The organism is Rhodanobacter sp. FW106-PBR-R2A-2-24, assembly GCF_058789615.1.
The window spans coordinates 507,742-521,825 of sequence record NZ_JBYTBV010000002.1; the positions used below are offsets into that span (position 1 = coordinate 507,742).

The window sequence follows — 14,084 nt, forward strand, 5'->3', positions numbered from 1 at the left end:
CGCTCACTCGTTGGCGACACCGTGGATCGGCCGGATCGTGCTCCAGTTCTTGCAACTCGGGCACTGCCAGTGGTGCGCCTTGGCGCCAAAGCCGCAGCGGCTGCAGCGATACATCGCCTGCCCTTCCAGCAGCTTCTTGGTGAGATCGCGCAGGATCAGGAAGTTCTCGCGCGCCTCGCCCTCGATCTTGTCCATGGTGGCGTCGATCAGCGCCATCAAGCCGCGCACCGACGGCCGCTGGCGCAACTGCGTGGTGAGGAAATCCACCGCCACGCGCTCGCCCTCGCGCGCCTGGTACAAGCGGGTCAGCGCCAGTACCGGCGAGATGCCGTGGTAGCGCTCCAGCAATTCCCGCAGGTAGCGCTCGGCATGATCCATCTGCCCGACGGCGGCGTAGCTGTTCAGCAATGGCGCAAGAATCTCCGGCACGAAGGCGATGTCGGCGTCGATCGCGGACTCATAGGCCTGAATCGCCTCGACCTGGCGGCCATCCTCGGCCTGCAGGCGACCGGTCAGCATCCAGGCGCGCACGCAATCGCGTTGGCAGGCGAAGGCCTGGGCGAGGTACTCGCGCGCCTCGCTGCGTGCGCCGTGCTGGCGCGAGCGCTCGGCCAGCTCGCAATAGAACTGCGCGATCATCGGCGCCTCGTCCTCGCCGGTCATCACTTCCAGCCGGCGCGCGTGCTCGATGGCCTTGTGCCAGTCGCGCTCATGCTGGTAGATCGCGATCAGATGGCGCAGCGCCGAAGGCGCATGCGCCTCCATCGCCACCAGGTCGGCGAACAACGCCTCGGCGCGGTCGAGCAGGCCCGCGCGCATATAGTCCTCGCCCAGTTCCAGCAGGGCGACGGTCTTCATCGGCTCGGACAGGTTCGGCCGCGACACCAGGTGCTGGTGCAGGCGGATCGCCCGATCCACCTCGCCGCGACGGCGGAACAGGTTGCCCAGCGCGAGGTGCGTTTCCACCGTGTCGCGGTTGTATTCGGCCAGCTTGAGGAACACCTCGATCGCCTTGTCCTGCTCCTCATTGAGCAGGTAGTTCAGGCCACGAAAGTAATCCGAGGAAAGTTCGTTGACTGCCGCGCCGGAGCGGCGCACGCCCAAGCTGCGCGCGCCCCACCAGCCCAGCGCAAAGGCGACGACGACCGCCGGCGGCAGCGCATACCAGACGATCATGCGGCGGCGGTGTGGCGGCCGGATTCCTTGCGTCGCAGCCGCGCCTGCCGACGCTGCCGCAAGTTCACGCCCAGCCACGCGGTCAGGCCTCCCAGCAGCCAGCCGGCCACCAGTGCCGCCAGCAAGGCTGCGCCCTTGGGCAGGCGCAAGTGGGCGAAGGCGAAGTCGTAGCTGACCAGGTCGGCATTGAGCGCGCCGACCACGATGCCCGCGGCAACGAAGAATACGAGCAGAAGGAGGGCGATCAGGCGCATGCCGCGACTTTACCAGCAACCCCTGCCACGAATACACGCCGTGTCGAAAGCATCGCCGCCGACTTGGCCTTCACCATCGCCGGTGCACGCAAAATCCGGGATCGAGCGCAAAAACAAAGGCAGGACCGACTCGCGTCGCCTGCCTTCATGGGTGAAACCCGGCCATCCGACACTCAGCCGGTAACGGTGTCTTCCAGCCGCTGGTTGACGCGCTCGCGCAGTTCCTTGCCCGGCTTGAAATGCGGCACATGCTTGCCAGGCAGGGACACCGATTCGCCGGTCTTGGGGTTGCGGCCGGTTCGCGGCGGGCGGAAATGCAGCGCGAAACTGCCGAAACCGCGCACCTCGATGCGTTCGCCCTGGGCCAGCGCCTGGCTCATCTGCTCGATCACGCTCTTGACCGCCATCTCGACATCGGCGAACGCAAGGTGAGTCTGGCGCCGTGCCAGCGCCTCGATCAGTTCGGATTTGGTCATGATCCCCGTGCCCGCGACATGGTGCTTTGCGTTGCAGAATGCGGGGCGGCACCGGGCCGCCCCGCATTCGACTTGCGGTTGCCTTACTCGGCCTTGTTCAGCTGCTCCTTGAGCAGCGCACCGAGCTTGGTGGTGCCGCTGGCGGCCGAGGAGTAATCAGCCATGGCTTCCTGCACGTCTTCCTCGTCCTTGGCGCGGATCGACAGCGACAACTGGCGGCCCTTGCGATCCATGCCGGTGAACTTGGCCTCGACCGCGTCGCCCACCTTCAAGTGCAAGGTGGCGTCGTCGATGCGCTCCTTGGCGATGTCGTTGGCGCGCAGGTAACCCTCCACGCCCTCGCCCAGGTCGATCACCGCACCCTTGGCGTCCACTTCCTTCACCGTGCCGGTGACGATGCTGCCGCGCGGGTTGTTGCCCATGAACTGGCCGAACGGATCCTGCTCCATCTGCTTGATGCCGAGCGAGATGCGCTCGCGCTCCGGATCAACCGCCAGCACCACGGCCTCGATCTCGTCACCCTTCTTGAAGTTGCGCACGAGGTCTTCGCTGGAGGTCTGCCAGGAGATGTCGGACAGGTGCACCAGGCCGTCGATGCCGCCGTCCAGGCCGATGAACACACCGAAGTCGGTGATCGACTTGATCTGGCCGGAAACCTTGTCGTTCTTCTTGTGCATGGCGGCGAACGCTTCCCACGGATTGGAACGCGTCTGCTTGATGCCCAGCGAAATGCGGCGGCGCTCTTCGTCCACGTCGAGCACCATCACTTCGGTCTCGTCGCCGACCTGCACCACCTTGGCCGGGTTGACGTTCTTGTTGGTCCAGTCCATTTCGGACACGTGCACCAGGCCTTCCACGCCCGGCTCGATCTCGACGAAGCAGCCGTAGTCGGTGACGTTGGAGACCTTGCCGAACAGACGGCTGGAAACCGGATAACGACGCGAGATGTTCACCCACGGATCGTCGCCCAGCTGCTTCAGGCCCAGCGAAACGCGGTTGCGCTCCTTGTCGAACTTCAGCACGCGCACGTCCAGCTCGTCGCCGACGTTGACCACCTCGGACGGATGGCGCACGCGCTTCCACGCCATGTCGGTGATATGCAGCAGGCCGTCGATGCCGCCCAGATCCACGAACGCGCCGTAATCGGTGAGGTTCTTGACCACGCCCTTGATGATGGCGCCTTCCACCAGGCGCTCCATCAGCTGCTCACGCTCGGCGGAGAACTCGGTCTCGACGACGGCACGGCGGCTGACCACCACGTTGTTGCGCTTGCGGTCGAGCTTGATGATCTTGAACTCGAGTTCCTTGCCCTCGAGGTAGGTCGGCTCGCGCACCGGGCGCACGTCGACCAGCGAGCCCGGCAGGAAGGCGCGGACGTCCTTGATGTCGACGGTAAAGCCGCCCTTGACCTTGCCCGAGATCATGCCCTTGATCGTCTCTTCCTTGTCGAACGCCTCTTCGAGGTCGTCCCACACCATCGAGCGCTTGGCCTTCTCGCGCGATAGCTTGGTTTCGCCGAAACCGTCTTCCAGGGCTTCGAGAGCCACCTTCACGGCGTCGCCGACGTTCACCTCGAGGGTGCCGTCCTCGCCCTTGAACTGCTCGATCGGGACGATGCCTTCGCTCTTCAGGCCCGCATTGATGACGACGACGTCGTTGCGGATTTCCACCACGATGCCGGTGACGATGGCGCCGGGCTTCAGCTTGGCGATGGCCTGCTGGCTCTGTTCAAACAGTTCGGCAAAACTTTCAGTCATGTTGATTCCAGAATGGGAAAGGACGGTTGCGACGCTCCATCGGGAGCACGAATCGACAACAATCCACCGGTTGGGGTGCCTTCGGGCAAGCCTTGCGGCGTTGCCTTCGTCACCATGGGTTGAAACCCGGCCACCCTGGCCGGGGAACGAAAACCGCCATGCGACCCGTCAAACGGGCTGCACGACGGCAAGAACTTTGGCAACCACCTGATCGACGCCCATGCCGGTGGTATCCACCAGCACGGCCTCCGGCGCGGGCTTGAGCGGCGCGACCGCGCGCGTGGCATCGCGGTGGTCGCGCGCCTCGATCTCGCGCTGCAGACTCGTGAGTGTAACGCTGAGCCCCTTTTCCTTCAACTGCTTATAGCGCCTTTTCGCCCGCTCGGCGGCGCTGGCGGTGAGGAACACCTTGAACGGTGCGTCGGGGAAAATCACCGTGCCCATGTCGCGTCCGTCAGCCACCAAACCCGGCGCCTTGCGGAAGCCCAATTGCAGTTCCACCAAAGCCTGCCGCACCGGGGCGAGCGAGGCGATCGCCGAGGCCGCTGCGCCGGCCGTCTCGGTGCGCAGCTCGTCGGTGGCATCGTGGCCGTTGACCAGGATGCGGGTATCGCCGCCATCGGCACTGGCGTGAAAGCGGATCTTCGTGGTCTGTGCGCAGCGGGTCACTGCCTCGACATCGGACAGATCCAGCCCCTCGGCTCCCGCCGCATAACCGACCGCACGGTAGAGCGCACCGGAATCCAGCAGGCGCCAGCCCAAGTGGTCGGCCACGCGGCGACTGACCGTGCCCTTGCCCGAACCCGAGGGGCCGTCGATGGTCAGCACGGGAATGGCGACGACACGGCTCATGGCAGCTCCAGCACGGATCAAGGATCGCCCATGGTATCGCGGCCAGCGATGGCGCACGCTGCCCTCGCCTCGCTCCGAGTCCCGAGTCCCGAGTCCCGAGTCCCGGCCTCCAGGCTTGCACTCTTCGCCCGCAACAGGCACATTCATACGATCGTTTGAACCGGCCGCCTTCATGAACTACCCGCACCTGTTCGCCCCGCTGGATCTGGGCCACGTCACCCTGCCCAACCGCATCCTGATGGGCTCGATGCATACCGGGCTGGAAGACAAGGCCGCCGACTACGACAAACTCGCGGCCTATTTCGCCGCCCGCGCCCGCGGCGGCGTGGGCCTGATGGTCACCGGCGGCATCGCGCCCAGCATGGAAGGCTGGCTCAAGCCTTTCGGCGGACGCCTGACGCTGCCCTGGCACAAGCAGCGCCATCGCAAGCTCACCGCCGCGGTGCACGCCGAAGGCGGGCGCATCTGCCTGCAGATCCTGCATGCCGGCCGCTACGGCTATCACCCGCTGTCGGTGGCCCCCTCGAAGATCAAGTCGCCGATCACCCCGTTCACCCCGCGGGCGCTCTCCGCGCGTGGCGTGGCGCGCACCATCGGCGATTTCGTGCGCTGCGCCAGGCTCGCCCGCGAGGCAGGCTACGACGGCGTGGAAATCATGGGATCGGAGGGCTACCTCATCAACCAGTTTCTCGCCGCGCGCACCAACCAGCGCAACGACGCCTGGGGCGGCGACGCCGCGCGGCGCATGCGTTTTCCGGTGGAGATCGTGCGCCGCACGCGCGAGGCGGTGGGCCGCGACTTCATCATCATCTACCGGCTGTCGATGCTGGATCTGGTCGAAGGCGGCCAAAGCCGGGAAGAAATCGTCGCGCTGGCCAAGGCCATCGAAGCCGCCGGCGCCTCCATCATCAACACCGGCATCGGCTGGCACGAGGCGCGCGTGCCCACCATCGTCACCAGCGTGCCCCGCGCCGGCTTTGCCTGGGTCACCAAGGCGCTCAAGGGCGAGGTGGGCATCCCGCTGGTGGCCACCAACCGCATCAACATGCCCGAGGTGGCCGAACGCGTGCTGGCCGAGGGCGACGCCGACATGATCTCGATGGCACGCCCGCTGCTGGCCGATCCGGAGTGGGCGAACAAGGCCAAGGCCGGTCGCAGCGAGCGCATCAACACCTGCATCGCCTGCAACCAGGCCTGCCTTGACCACGTGTTCGCCAACAAGCGCGCCAGTTGCCTGGTCAATCCGCAGGCCTGTTACGAGACCGAGCTGAAGATCGAAACCGCCATCGCACGCAAACGCTATGCGGTGATCGGCGCCGGCCCGGCCGGGCTGGCCTGCGCCACCACGCTGGCCGAGCGCGGCCACGACGTCACCCTGATCGACCAGTCCACCGAGATCGGCGGCCAGTTCAACTATGCCAAGCAGATTCCCGGCAAGGAGGAGTTCGGCGAGACGCTGCGCTACTTCGGCCATCGGCTCGCCGACACCGGGGTCAAGCTGCAGTTGGGCCGGACAGCCGAAGCCGCCAGCCTCAAGGCGGCCGGTTACGACGCCGTGGTGGTCGCCACCGGCGTGCTGCCGCGCAAGGTGAGCTTTCCCGGCAGCGACGACCCGCGCGTGCTGGGCTACCTCGACGTGCTGGGGCGGCACGCGCCGGTAGGCGGCAAGGTCGCCATCATCGGCGCCGGCGGCATCGGCTTCGACGTGGCCGAATACCTGACCGAGCACCACCCGTCCATCACCACCGACGTGACGCGCTGGACGCGCACCTGGGGCGTGGACACCACGCTGGCCAACCGCAGCGGACTGGCCAGCCCGCAGCCCGAGGCGCCGCTGCGCCAGGTCTGGCTGCTCCAGCGCAGCGAAGGCCGCCCCGGCGCGCGGCTCAACAAGACCACCGGCTGGGTGCACCGCGCCACGCTGAAGGCCAAGCACGTCGTGATGCAGGGCAAGGTCGGCTACGAGCGCTTCGACGACGCGGGCCTGCACGTCACCATCGACGGCCAGCCGCAGGTGCTGCCGGTGGACAACGTGGTGATCTGCGCCGGCCAGGAACCCAACCGCCACCTGGCCGACACGCTGCTGGCCGCCGGCATGACCGTGCACGTGATCGGCGGTGCCGACGTCGCGGCGGAGCTGGATGCCAAGCGCGCCATCGCACAGGGCACGCGATTGGCCAGCCGGCTTTGAAAGTAAAACGCCCCGCAGGGATGACGCATCGGCATGGGCACGAGGGGGATGCGCCAGATGCCGTCGATAGCGTCGCTGCGGGGCGGGTCACCACCGTCGGGGAGGAGACGATGGGACGGGATGCATTCTACGGGCAAGGCCTCTCTGCATCAAATCCACGATCGGGCCGGCGCTGCCCAGCCGCCAGGCCGTGCCAGGATGGCTACCCGCAACAACCCCCAACTTGTGACCGACGATTCAGCAGGTTATACTTGCGCGCTAGGTTTTTTCGTTTGTCATCAGGAGCTCGCCGTGAAGGTGCTTAACTCGTTGAAGTCCGCCAAGACGCGGCACCGCGACTGCAAGATCGTGCGCCGTCGCGGCAAGGTGTTCGTGATCTGCAAGAGCAACCCGCGTTTCAAGGCTCGCCAGCGCTGATTCCAGCGCGGTGCCAGCCGACGAAAAGGCCGCCTTGCGCGGCCTTTTTGCTGTCTGGTGGAACGTATCCGCCAACGACGAAGGCCCCACGCGAGCGGGGCCTTCGTCGTATTGGCGCGTGGTCAGCCTACGCGTAGCGCACGCCGACGATCTCGTAGTGCTTCATGCCGTTGGGCGCCTGGAACTCGAAGCTGTCGCCTTCGAGCTTGCCGATCAGCGCGCGCGCGATCGGCGAGGACACGGCGATCAGCCCTTGCTTGATGTCGGCTTCGAGGTCGCCCACGATCTGGTAGGTCGCCTCCACGCCCGAGTCCTCGTCGGCCAGGTCGACGATGGCACCGAACACCACCTTGCTGCCGGGGTTCAGGCGCGCCACGTCGATCACTTCGGCAGTGGAGAGCAGCGCCTCCAGCTGGTTGATGCGGCCTTCGATGAAACCCTGCAGCTCGCGCGCGGCGTGGTATTCCGCGTTTTCCTTCAGGTCGCCGTGGGCGCGCGCCTCGGCGATGGCCGCGATGATGTGCGGGCGATCCTCCGACTTCAGCTTTTCCAGTTCGGCGCGCAGGCGCTCGGAACCAACCTTGGTGATGGGGGCGCGGGCGCTCATGCGGAAAGCTCCTTGTGCAGTTCCTGCAGGCTGTGGACTTCGTCGTTGTCGTGGAAATCCAGCGAGTGCACCAGCGCACGCGCGCCGGCCACGGTGGTGGAATAGGTCACGCGCTGCTGCAACGCTTCGCGCCGGATCGAGAACGAATCGGCGATGGCCTGCTTGCCCTCGGTGGTGTTGACGATATAGACGATCTCGCCGTTCTTGATGCTGTCGACGATGTGCGGACGCCCCTCCAGCACCTTGTTGACGCGCTCGCAGGCAATGCCGTGGCTGGTCAGGTAGGCGGCCGTGCCGCCGGTGGCGACCAGGCTGAAACCGCGGCGCAGCACTTCCTGCGCCACCGGCAGCAGGCGATCCTTGTCGGCATCGCGCACCGACACGAACACCTTGCCCTGCTGCGGCGTCTTCACCCCGGCGGCGTCATGGCCGCGCGCGAAAGCGGCACCGAAGCTGCGGCCCACGCCCATCACCTCGCCGGTGGAACGCATCTCGGGGCCGAGGATCGGGTCGACGTTCTGGAACTTGATGAAGGGGAAGATCGCTTCCTTCACCGAGTAGTACGACGGGATCACTTCCCTGGTGGCGCCCTGCTCCTCCAGCGTCTTGCCGGCCATGCAGCGCGCGGCAATCTTGGCCAGCGGCACGCCGGTGGCCTTGGAGACGAAGGGCACGGTGCGCGAAGCGCGCGGGTTCACCTCCAGGATGAACACGGTGTCGCCCTGGATCGCGAACTGGGTATTCATCAGGCCGATGACCTTGAGCTCCCTGGCCATCGCGGCGGCCTGGCGGCGCATCTCGTCCTGGATCGCCGGGGAGAGCGAATACGGCGGCAGCGAGCAGGACGAATCGCCGGAATGCACGCCGGCTTCCTCGATGTGCTCCATGATGCCGCCGATCAGCACCTTGCCGTCGGTATCGGCAATGACGTCCACGTCCACCTCGACCGCATGGTCGAGGAAGCGATCCAGCAGCACCGGCGAATCGTTGGATACCTGCACCGCCTCACGGATATAGCGCGCAAGGTCGGCGTCGTCGTAGACCACTTCCATGGCGCGGCCGCCGAGCACGTAGCTGGGGCGCACCACCAGCGGATAGCCGATCTCGCGCGCCAGCGCCAGCGCCTCGTCGGCGTTGCGTGCGGTGCGGTTGGGTGGCTGGCGCAGGCCCAGCTTCTGGATCATGTGCTGAAAGCGCTCGCGGTCCTCGGCGAGGTCGATCGAGTCGGGCGAGGTGCCGATGATCGGCGCACCGGCGGCTTCCAAGGCGCGCGCCAACTTCAGCGGAGTCTGGCCGCCGTACTGCACGATCACGCCCCTGGGCTTTTCGAGATCCACGATCTCCAGCACGTCCTCCAGCGTCAGCGGCTCGAAGTACAGGCGGTCGGAGGTGTCGTAATCGGTGGAGACGGTTTCCGGGTTGCAGTTGACCATGATGGTTTCATAGCCATCCTCGCGCAGCGCGAGCGCCGCGTGCACACAGCAGTAGTCGAACTCGATGCCCTGGCCGATGCGGTTGGGGCCGCCGCCGAGCACGATGATCTTCTCGCGGTCGGTGGGATTGGCCTCGCACTCTTCCTCGTAGGTCGAGTACATGTAGGCCGTGGTGGTGGCGAACTCGGCGGCGCAGGAGTCCACGCGCTTGTACACCGGACGCACGCCCAGGGTGCGGCGCAGGTGGCGCACGGCGGCCTCGTCCGAACCGATCAGCTCGGCCAGGCGCGCATCGGAGAAGCCCATGCGCTTGAGCTCGCGCATGCGCGGCGCATCCAGCGCGGCGATGCCCTGCGCCTTGACCGCGGTTTCGGCCAGCACGATGTCCTCGAACGCTGCGAGGAACCACGGATCGACGCGGCTCAGCGCATGCACGTCTGCCAGCGACAGGCCGGCGCGGAAGGCGTCGGCAAGGTGGAACACGCGCTCCGGGCGCGGCTCGCGCAGCTCGCGCTTGAGCGTGGCCAGGCCATCCTCCGTGGCGATGTCGAGGCCGGTGGGGTTCAGGCCGGTCTTGCCGATCTCCAGCCCGCGCAGCGCCTTCTGCAGCGACTCGGTGAAGCTGCGGCCAATCGCCATCACCTCGCCCACCGACTTCATCTGGGTGGTGAGGCGGGCGTCGGCGCGCGGGAACTTCTCGAAGGCAAAGCGCGGGATCTTGGTGACCACGTAGTCGATGGAGGGCTCGAACGAGGCCGGCGTCTTGCCGCCGGTGATGTCGTTCTTCAGCTCATCGAGCGTGTAGCCCACGGCGAGCTTGGCGGCAACCTTGGCGATCGGGAAGCCGGTGGCCTTCGACGCCAGCGCGGACGAACGCGACACGCGCGGGTTCATTTCGATCACCACCACGCGGCCGTCGGCGGGATTGATGCCGAACTGCACGTTGGAGCCGCCGGTGTCCACGCCGATCTTGCGCAGCACCGCGATGGAAGCATCGCGCAGGCGCTGGTATTCCTTGTCGGTGAGCGTCTGCGCCGGCGCCACGGTGATCGAGTCACCGGTGTGCACGCCCATCGGATCGAGGTTCTCGATGGCGCAGATGATGATGCAGTTGTCCGCGGTGTCGCGGACCACTTCCATCTCGAACTCCTTCCAGCCCAGCACGGATTCGTCGATCAGCACTTCGTGCGTGGGCGACATCTCCAGCCCACGTTTGACGATGGCCTCGAACTCTTCCTTGTTGTAGGCGATGCCGCCGCCGGTGCCACCCAGCGTGAAGCTGGGCCGGATGATGACGGGGAAGCCGAGCTGCGCCTGGATCTCCTGCGCGTGCTCGAAGTTCTTGGCCACGTCGGACTTGGGGCTCTCCAGCCCGATCTCGGTCATCGCCTGCTTGAACAGCTCGCGATCCTCGGCCATGCGGATGGCGTCGCGCTTGGCGCCGATCAGCTCGACGCCGTACTTCTCCAGCACGCCGTGGTCGGCGAGATCGAGCGCGCAGTTGAGCGCGGTCTGGCCGCCCATCGTCGGCAGCACCGCGTCGGGCTTCTCCTTGGCGATGATGCGTTCCACCGTTTGCCAGTTGATCGGCTCGATGTAGACGGCGTCGGCCATCTGCGGGTCGGTCATGATGGTGGCGGGGTTGGAGTTCACCAGGATGACGCGATAACCCTCTTCGCGCAGCGCCTTGCAGGCTTGCGCGCCGGAGTAGTCGAACTCGCAGGCCTGGCCGATCACGATGGGGCCGGCACCGATGATGAGGACGCTCTTGATATCACTACGCTTGGGCATGTCAGCGAACCTCCTGCATCAGCTTGGCGAACCGTTCGAACAGGTAAACGATGTCGTGCGGGCCGGGCGAAGCTTCCGGGTGGCCCTGGAAGCAGAACGCCGGGCGGTCGGTGAGCGCGAAGCCCTGCAGCGTGCCGTCGAACAGCGAGTTGTGGGTGACGCGCACGTTTGCCGGCAGCGTGGCCGGATCGACCGCGAAGCCGTGGTTCTGGCTGGTGATCAGCACGCGGCCGTCGTCCAGATCCTTCACCGGGTGGTTGGCGCCGTGGTGGCCGAACTTCATCTTGAGGGTCTTGCCACCCAGTGCCAGGCCCATCAGCTGGTGGCCCAGGCAGATGCCGAACAGCGGGATCTTCGCGTCGAGGAAGGCCTTGGTGGCGGCGATGGCGTAATCGCAGGCCGCCGGGTCGCCGGGGCCGTTGGAGAGGAAAACCCCGTTCGGCTGCATTGCCAGCACCTCGGCGGCGGGCGTCTGCGCCGGCACCACAGTGATGTCGCAACCCTGCTCGGCGAGCAGGCGCAGGATGTTCTGCTTCACGCCGAAATCGTAAGCGACGACCTTGAAGCGGCCGGCCGGCTGGTTGAAGGCCTGGCGGTCGAGGTCGTAGACGCCGGCGTTCCAGGCGTGGATTTCCCTGGTGGACACCACCTTGGCCAGATCCATGCCGTTCAGGCCAGGAAAGGCGCGCGCCTTGGCCAGCGCAGCTTCTTCCGCGATGCCTTCGCCGGCGAGGATGCAGCCACCCAGCGCGCCCTTGTCGCGCAGGATGCGGGTGAGCCGACGCGTGTCGATGCCGGCGATGGCCACGATGCCGTGGCGCTTCAGGTAATCGGGCAGGCTTTCGCTGCTGCGCCAGTTGCTGGCCAGACGCGGCACGTCACGCACGATCAGGCCGGCGGCGTGCACGTGGTCGGACTCCACGTCCTCGACGTTGATGCCGGTGTTGCCGATGTGCGGGTAGGTGAGCGTGACGAGCTGCCGGCTGTAGGAGGGATCGGTGAGGATCTCCTGGTAGCCGGTCATGGCGGTGTTGAAAACGACTTCGCCGATGGTTTCGCCAGTAGCGCCCACGGCGTGGCCGTGGAACACGCTGCCATCGGTGAGGGCAAGCAGAGCGGGAGTGGACATGGGAACCGCCTTTCAGGTGCAGCAAAGTCCGCAAGCCGCGCAAAGCAGGCTTGTGAACCTTGGAAGGGAAAGTATCAGGGCGGGTCGCAATGATAGGTGCGGCGACGCCTGCTGTCCACTTCGGCACGCTGCCATACCGTCAACCACGTCAGCTTGCAGATGGCCGCGCAGCGTTACACTGGCCGCTTTCCCAGCCTCAAGGCATCGCTTGACCATGCGCTCGGAAACGCTGCTCGACCCGATCCGCCTCGAGCGCCCGGACACCCTCGTACAACTGTCGCCGTTCCCGTTCATGATCGCCCACGGCCAATTGCCCGCGGCGGCGCGCGGCGATCTGGAACGCGACTATCCTGCCTACCCCAGCGCCGGCTTTTTCCCATGGGACCCGGCTGACTGCGGGCCCTCGATCAACGCCCTGGTGGAACAACTCACCCACCCCGCCTTCTCCAGCCTGATCGGTCACAAGCTGGGCATCGAGAATCTGGGCGACTACCCCACCCTGGTGACCCTGTGCCGCCTGATGAACCGGCGCCACGGCACCATCCACACCGACAGCCGCTCCAAGGTGGCCACCGCCCTGCTCTACTTGAACCCGCAATGGCCCGACACCAGCGAGGGCTGCCTGCGCTTCCTCGCGAAGATCGACGACATCGACGCCATGCTGGTGCCCGAACTGCCGCCGCTGTATGGCGAATTCGCGGTATTCAAGCGCAGCGACAACTCCTTCCACGGTCACCTGCCGTACGAAGGCGAGCGCCGGGTGATCCAGGTGGCCTGGATCGTCAACGAGGAAGAATTGCTGCGCAAGACCCGCCGCGGCAAGCTCTCACGCCTGTTCAAGCGCCTCTTCGGCAGGCTCGACACGCGCTACGGCGCCGGCCGCGACCGCAACGCCTCGCACCCGGACTAACGAACCACTGCGCCGGGTTCGCGTGCGCTGCTGGCCCGCCGGAGCCCAAGCAATCGGCGGGCCAAACACGCGTATCCGCGTGACCGCCGAGTGCACTTGTGACCGCCATTTTCGGCGCGTAGCGTGCAGCTTTCGTCCCACCTCAGGGGAGCGCGCGGACGAAATTCGTGGCCAAGGCCACTCGATCACCCTCGGAGGATCCATGAAAACGCTCACAGCCTGTGTGGTTGTGGCGCTTGCGGCGACCGTCGCTGCAAGCGCCTATGCGGAGAATTCGGACAAGGCCGTCGTCTGGCGGGACTGGACCGACACGGTAGCCCCCGCCCAGCAGCAAGCCTACGAGGCGGGCCTCAAGGCCTTCAACCAATGCCTGCACGAGCACCACGTCAAATTCGGCATGCCGACCGTGATGCACGAAACCGGCAACAACTACCAATACTCCGCGGATGTCGGGCCGCTCAGCTGGGCCGACATGGATACCCTGGACGCCCAGACGAAACCCTGTGAGGCCACCTGGCGCGCGCAAGCCAATCCCTACCTGCACGGCGAAACCAGCGCGTTCATGCTGATGCAGCCGGACATGACCCACCTGCCCGCGGGCTGGCGCACCCAGACGCCACCGCCCCTCCTGCACATCATCGATTACACGCTCAAGCCGGGCCACGACGCCAATGCGGCGTTCACCGACGCGGTCAAGAAGATCGCCGCCGCGGCAACCAAGGCCAAATGGCCGTACTACTGGAGCACCATGCGGATCGACGGCGGCGGCGACGGCGCACCCGATTACGTCCTGGTGATCCAGAGCAAGGACTGGGCCGATGTCGGCGCGGAGCCCAACCCCGCGCTCTGGAAAATGGTGGCCGGCGTCTACGGCCAATCCGACGCGAGCGCAATCCGAAAATCCTTCGGCGACGCGGTCGCCAAGACATCCGACCACTACGACCGCTACAGCGCCGAACTGAGCTATACCGCCGGCAAGTAAGCGTCACCCGGCCATCCGGGCGGACGCAAACCGCCCGGATGCGCGCCAGCGCCGCGCCATCGGCGCACGCCCCGCATGCCGGCGCGGATCAAGCACGGACGTGATCGAT

Annotated in this window: 12 protein-coding genes; 4 read left to right on the plus strand and 8 right to left on the minus strand. The window is 66.3% G+C overall.

What is annotated here, in order from left to right:
• Positions 1 to 3: 3 nt before the first annotated feature.
• The 5 genes from lapB to cmk form a co-directional block, all read right to left on the minus strand.
• Positions 4 to 1,176, minus strand: a complete 1,173-nt coding sequence (gene lapB / locus AC3WQA_RS03405) for a lipopolysaccharide assembly protein LapB (RefSeq protein ID WP_492673692.1) — start codon at positions 1,174 to 1,176, stop codon at positions 4 to 6.
• Positions 1,173 to 1,430 (minus strand): lipopolysaccharide assembly protein LapA domain-containing protein, encoded by a 258-nt coding sequence (locus AC3WQA_RS03410; protein WP_492673693.1) that lies wholly within the window; start codon positions 1,428 to 1,430, stop codon positions 1,173 to 1,175. The genes lapB and AC3WQA_RS03410 overlap by 4 nt, the downstream gene beginning before the upstream one ends.
• 173 nt (positions 1,431 to 1,603) lie before the next feature.
• A complete protein-coding gene (locus tag AC3WQA_RS03415; RefSeq protein ID WP_492673694.1) occupies positions 1,604 to 1,906 on the minus strand; it encodes an integration host factor subunit beta in 303 nt (100 codons plus the stop codon).
• 83 nt (positions 1,907 to 1,989) lie between these two features.
• Positions 1,990 to 3,663 (minus strand): 30S ribosomal protein S1, encoded by a 1,674-nt coding sequence (rpsA, locus tag AC3WQA_RS03420; RefSeq protein WP_492673695.1) that lies wholly within the window; start codon positions 3,661 to 3,663, stop codon positions 1,990 to 1,992.
• 168 nt (positions 3,664 to 3,831) lie between these two features.
• Positions 3,832 to 4,515: a (d)CMP kinase gene (gene cmk / locus AC3WQA_RS03425; protein ID WP_492673696.1), complete on the minus strand. Its 684-nt coding sequence runs from the start codon at positions 4,513 to 4,515 to the stop codon at positions 3,832 to 3,834.
• Between the two features lie 172 nt (positions 4,516 to 4,687).
• Here cmk and AC3WQA_RS03430 point away from each other — a divergent pair, with 172 nt between their 5' ends.
• Positions 4,688 to 6,706 (plus strand): oxidoreductase, encoded by a 2,019-nt coding sequence (locus AC3WQA_RS03430; protein WP_492673697.1) that lies wholly within the window; start codon positions 4,688 to 4,690, stop codon positions 6,704 to 6,706.
• Between the two features lie 291 nt (positions 6,707 to 6,997).
• Positions 6,998 to 7,123 carry a type B 50S ribosomal protein L36 gene (ykgO, locus tag AC3WQA_RS03435; RefSeq protein ID WP_492673698.1) on the plus strand — a complete coding sequence of 42 codons (126 nt, stop codon included), beginning with the start codon at positions 6,998 to 7,000 and terminating at the stop codon, positions 7,121 to 7,123.
• A gap of 127 nt (positions 7,124 to 7,250) precedes the next feature.
• On the opposite strand, the gene greA is transcribed toward ykgO, so the two are convergent.
• Genes greA through carA form a run of 3 tightly spaced genes read right to left on the minus strand, consistent with a single transcriptional unit; the run spans position 7,251 to position 12,083 of the window.
• Positions 7,251 to 7,730, minus strand: coding sequence for a transcription elongation factor GreA (gene greA / locus AC3WQA_RS03440; RefSeq protein ID WP_492673699.1), 480 nt, complete (start codon positions 7,728 to 7,730; stop codon positions 7,251 to 7,253).
• Entirely contained in the window at positions 7,727 to 10,954 is a 3,228-nt protein-coding gene (gene carB, locus AC3WQA_RS03445; RefSeq protein ID WP_492673700.1) for a carbamoyl-phosphate synthase large subunit, read from the minus strand. The genes greA and carB overlap by 4 nt, the downstream gene beginning before the upstream one ends.
• A 1-nt stretch (position 10,955) precedes the next feature.
• Positions 10,956 to 12,083, minus strand: a complete 1,128-nt coding sequence (carA, locus tag AC3WQA_RS03450; RefSeq protein ID WP_492673701.1) for a glutamine-hydrolyzing carbamoyl-phosphate synthase small subunit — start codon at positions 12,081 to 12,083, stop codon at positions 10,956 to 10,958.
• Between the two features lie 214 nt (positions 12,084 to 12,297).
• On the opposite strand from carA, the gene AC3WQA_RS03455 reads away from it, so the two are divergent.
• Both AC3WQA_RS03455 and AC3WQA_RS03460 read left to right on the plus strand, forming a co-directional pair.
• Positions 12,298 to 12,993 (plus strand): 2OG-Fe(II) oxygenase, encoded by a 696-nt coding sequence (locus AC3WQA_RS03455; RefSeq protein WP_492673702.1) that lies wholly within the window; start codon positions 12,298 to 12,300, stop codon positions 12,991 to 12,993.
• Positions 12,994 to 13,195: 202 nt separating this feature from the next.
• Complete coding sequence (locus tag AC3WQA_RS03460; RefSeq protein ID WP_492673703.1) at positions 13,196 to 13,975, plus strand: hypothetical protein; 780 nt, start codon at positions 13,196 to 13,198, stop codon at positions 13,973 to 13,975.
• The last annotated feature ends 109 nt before the right edge of the window (positions 13,976 to 14,084 follow it).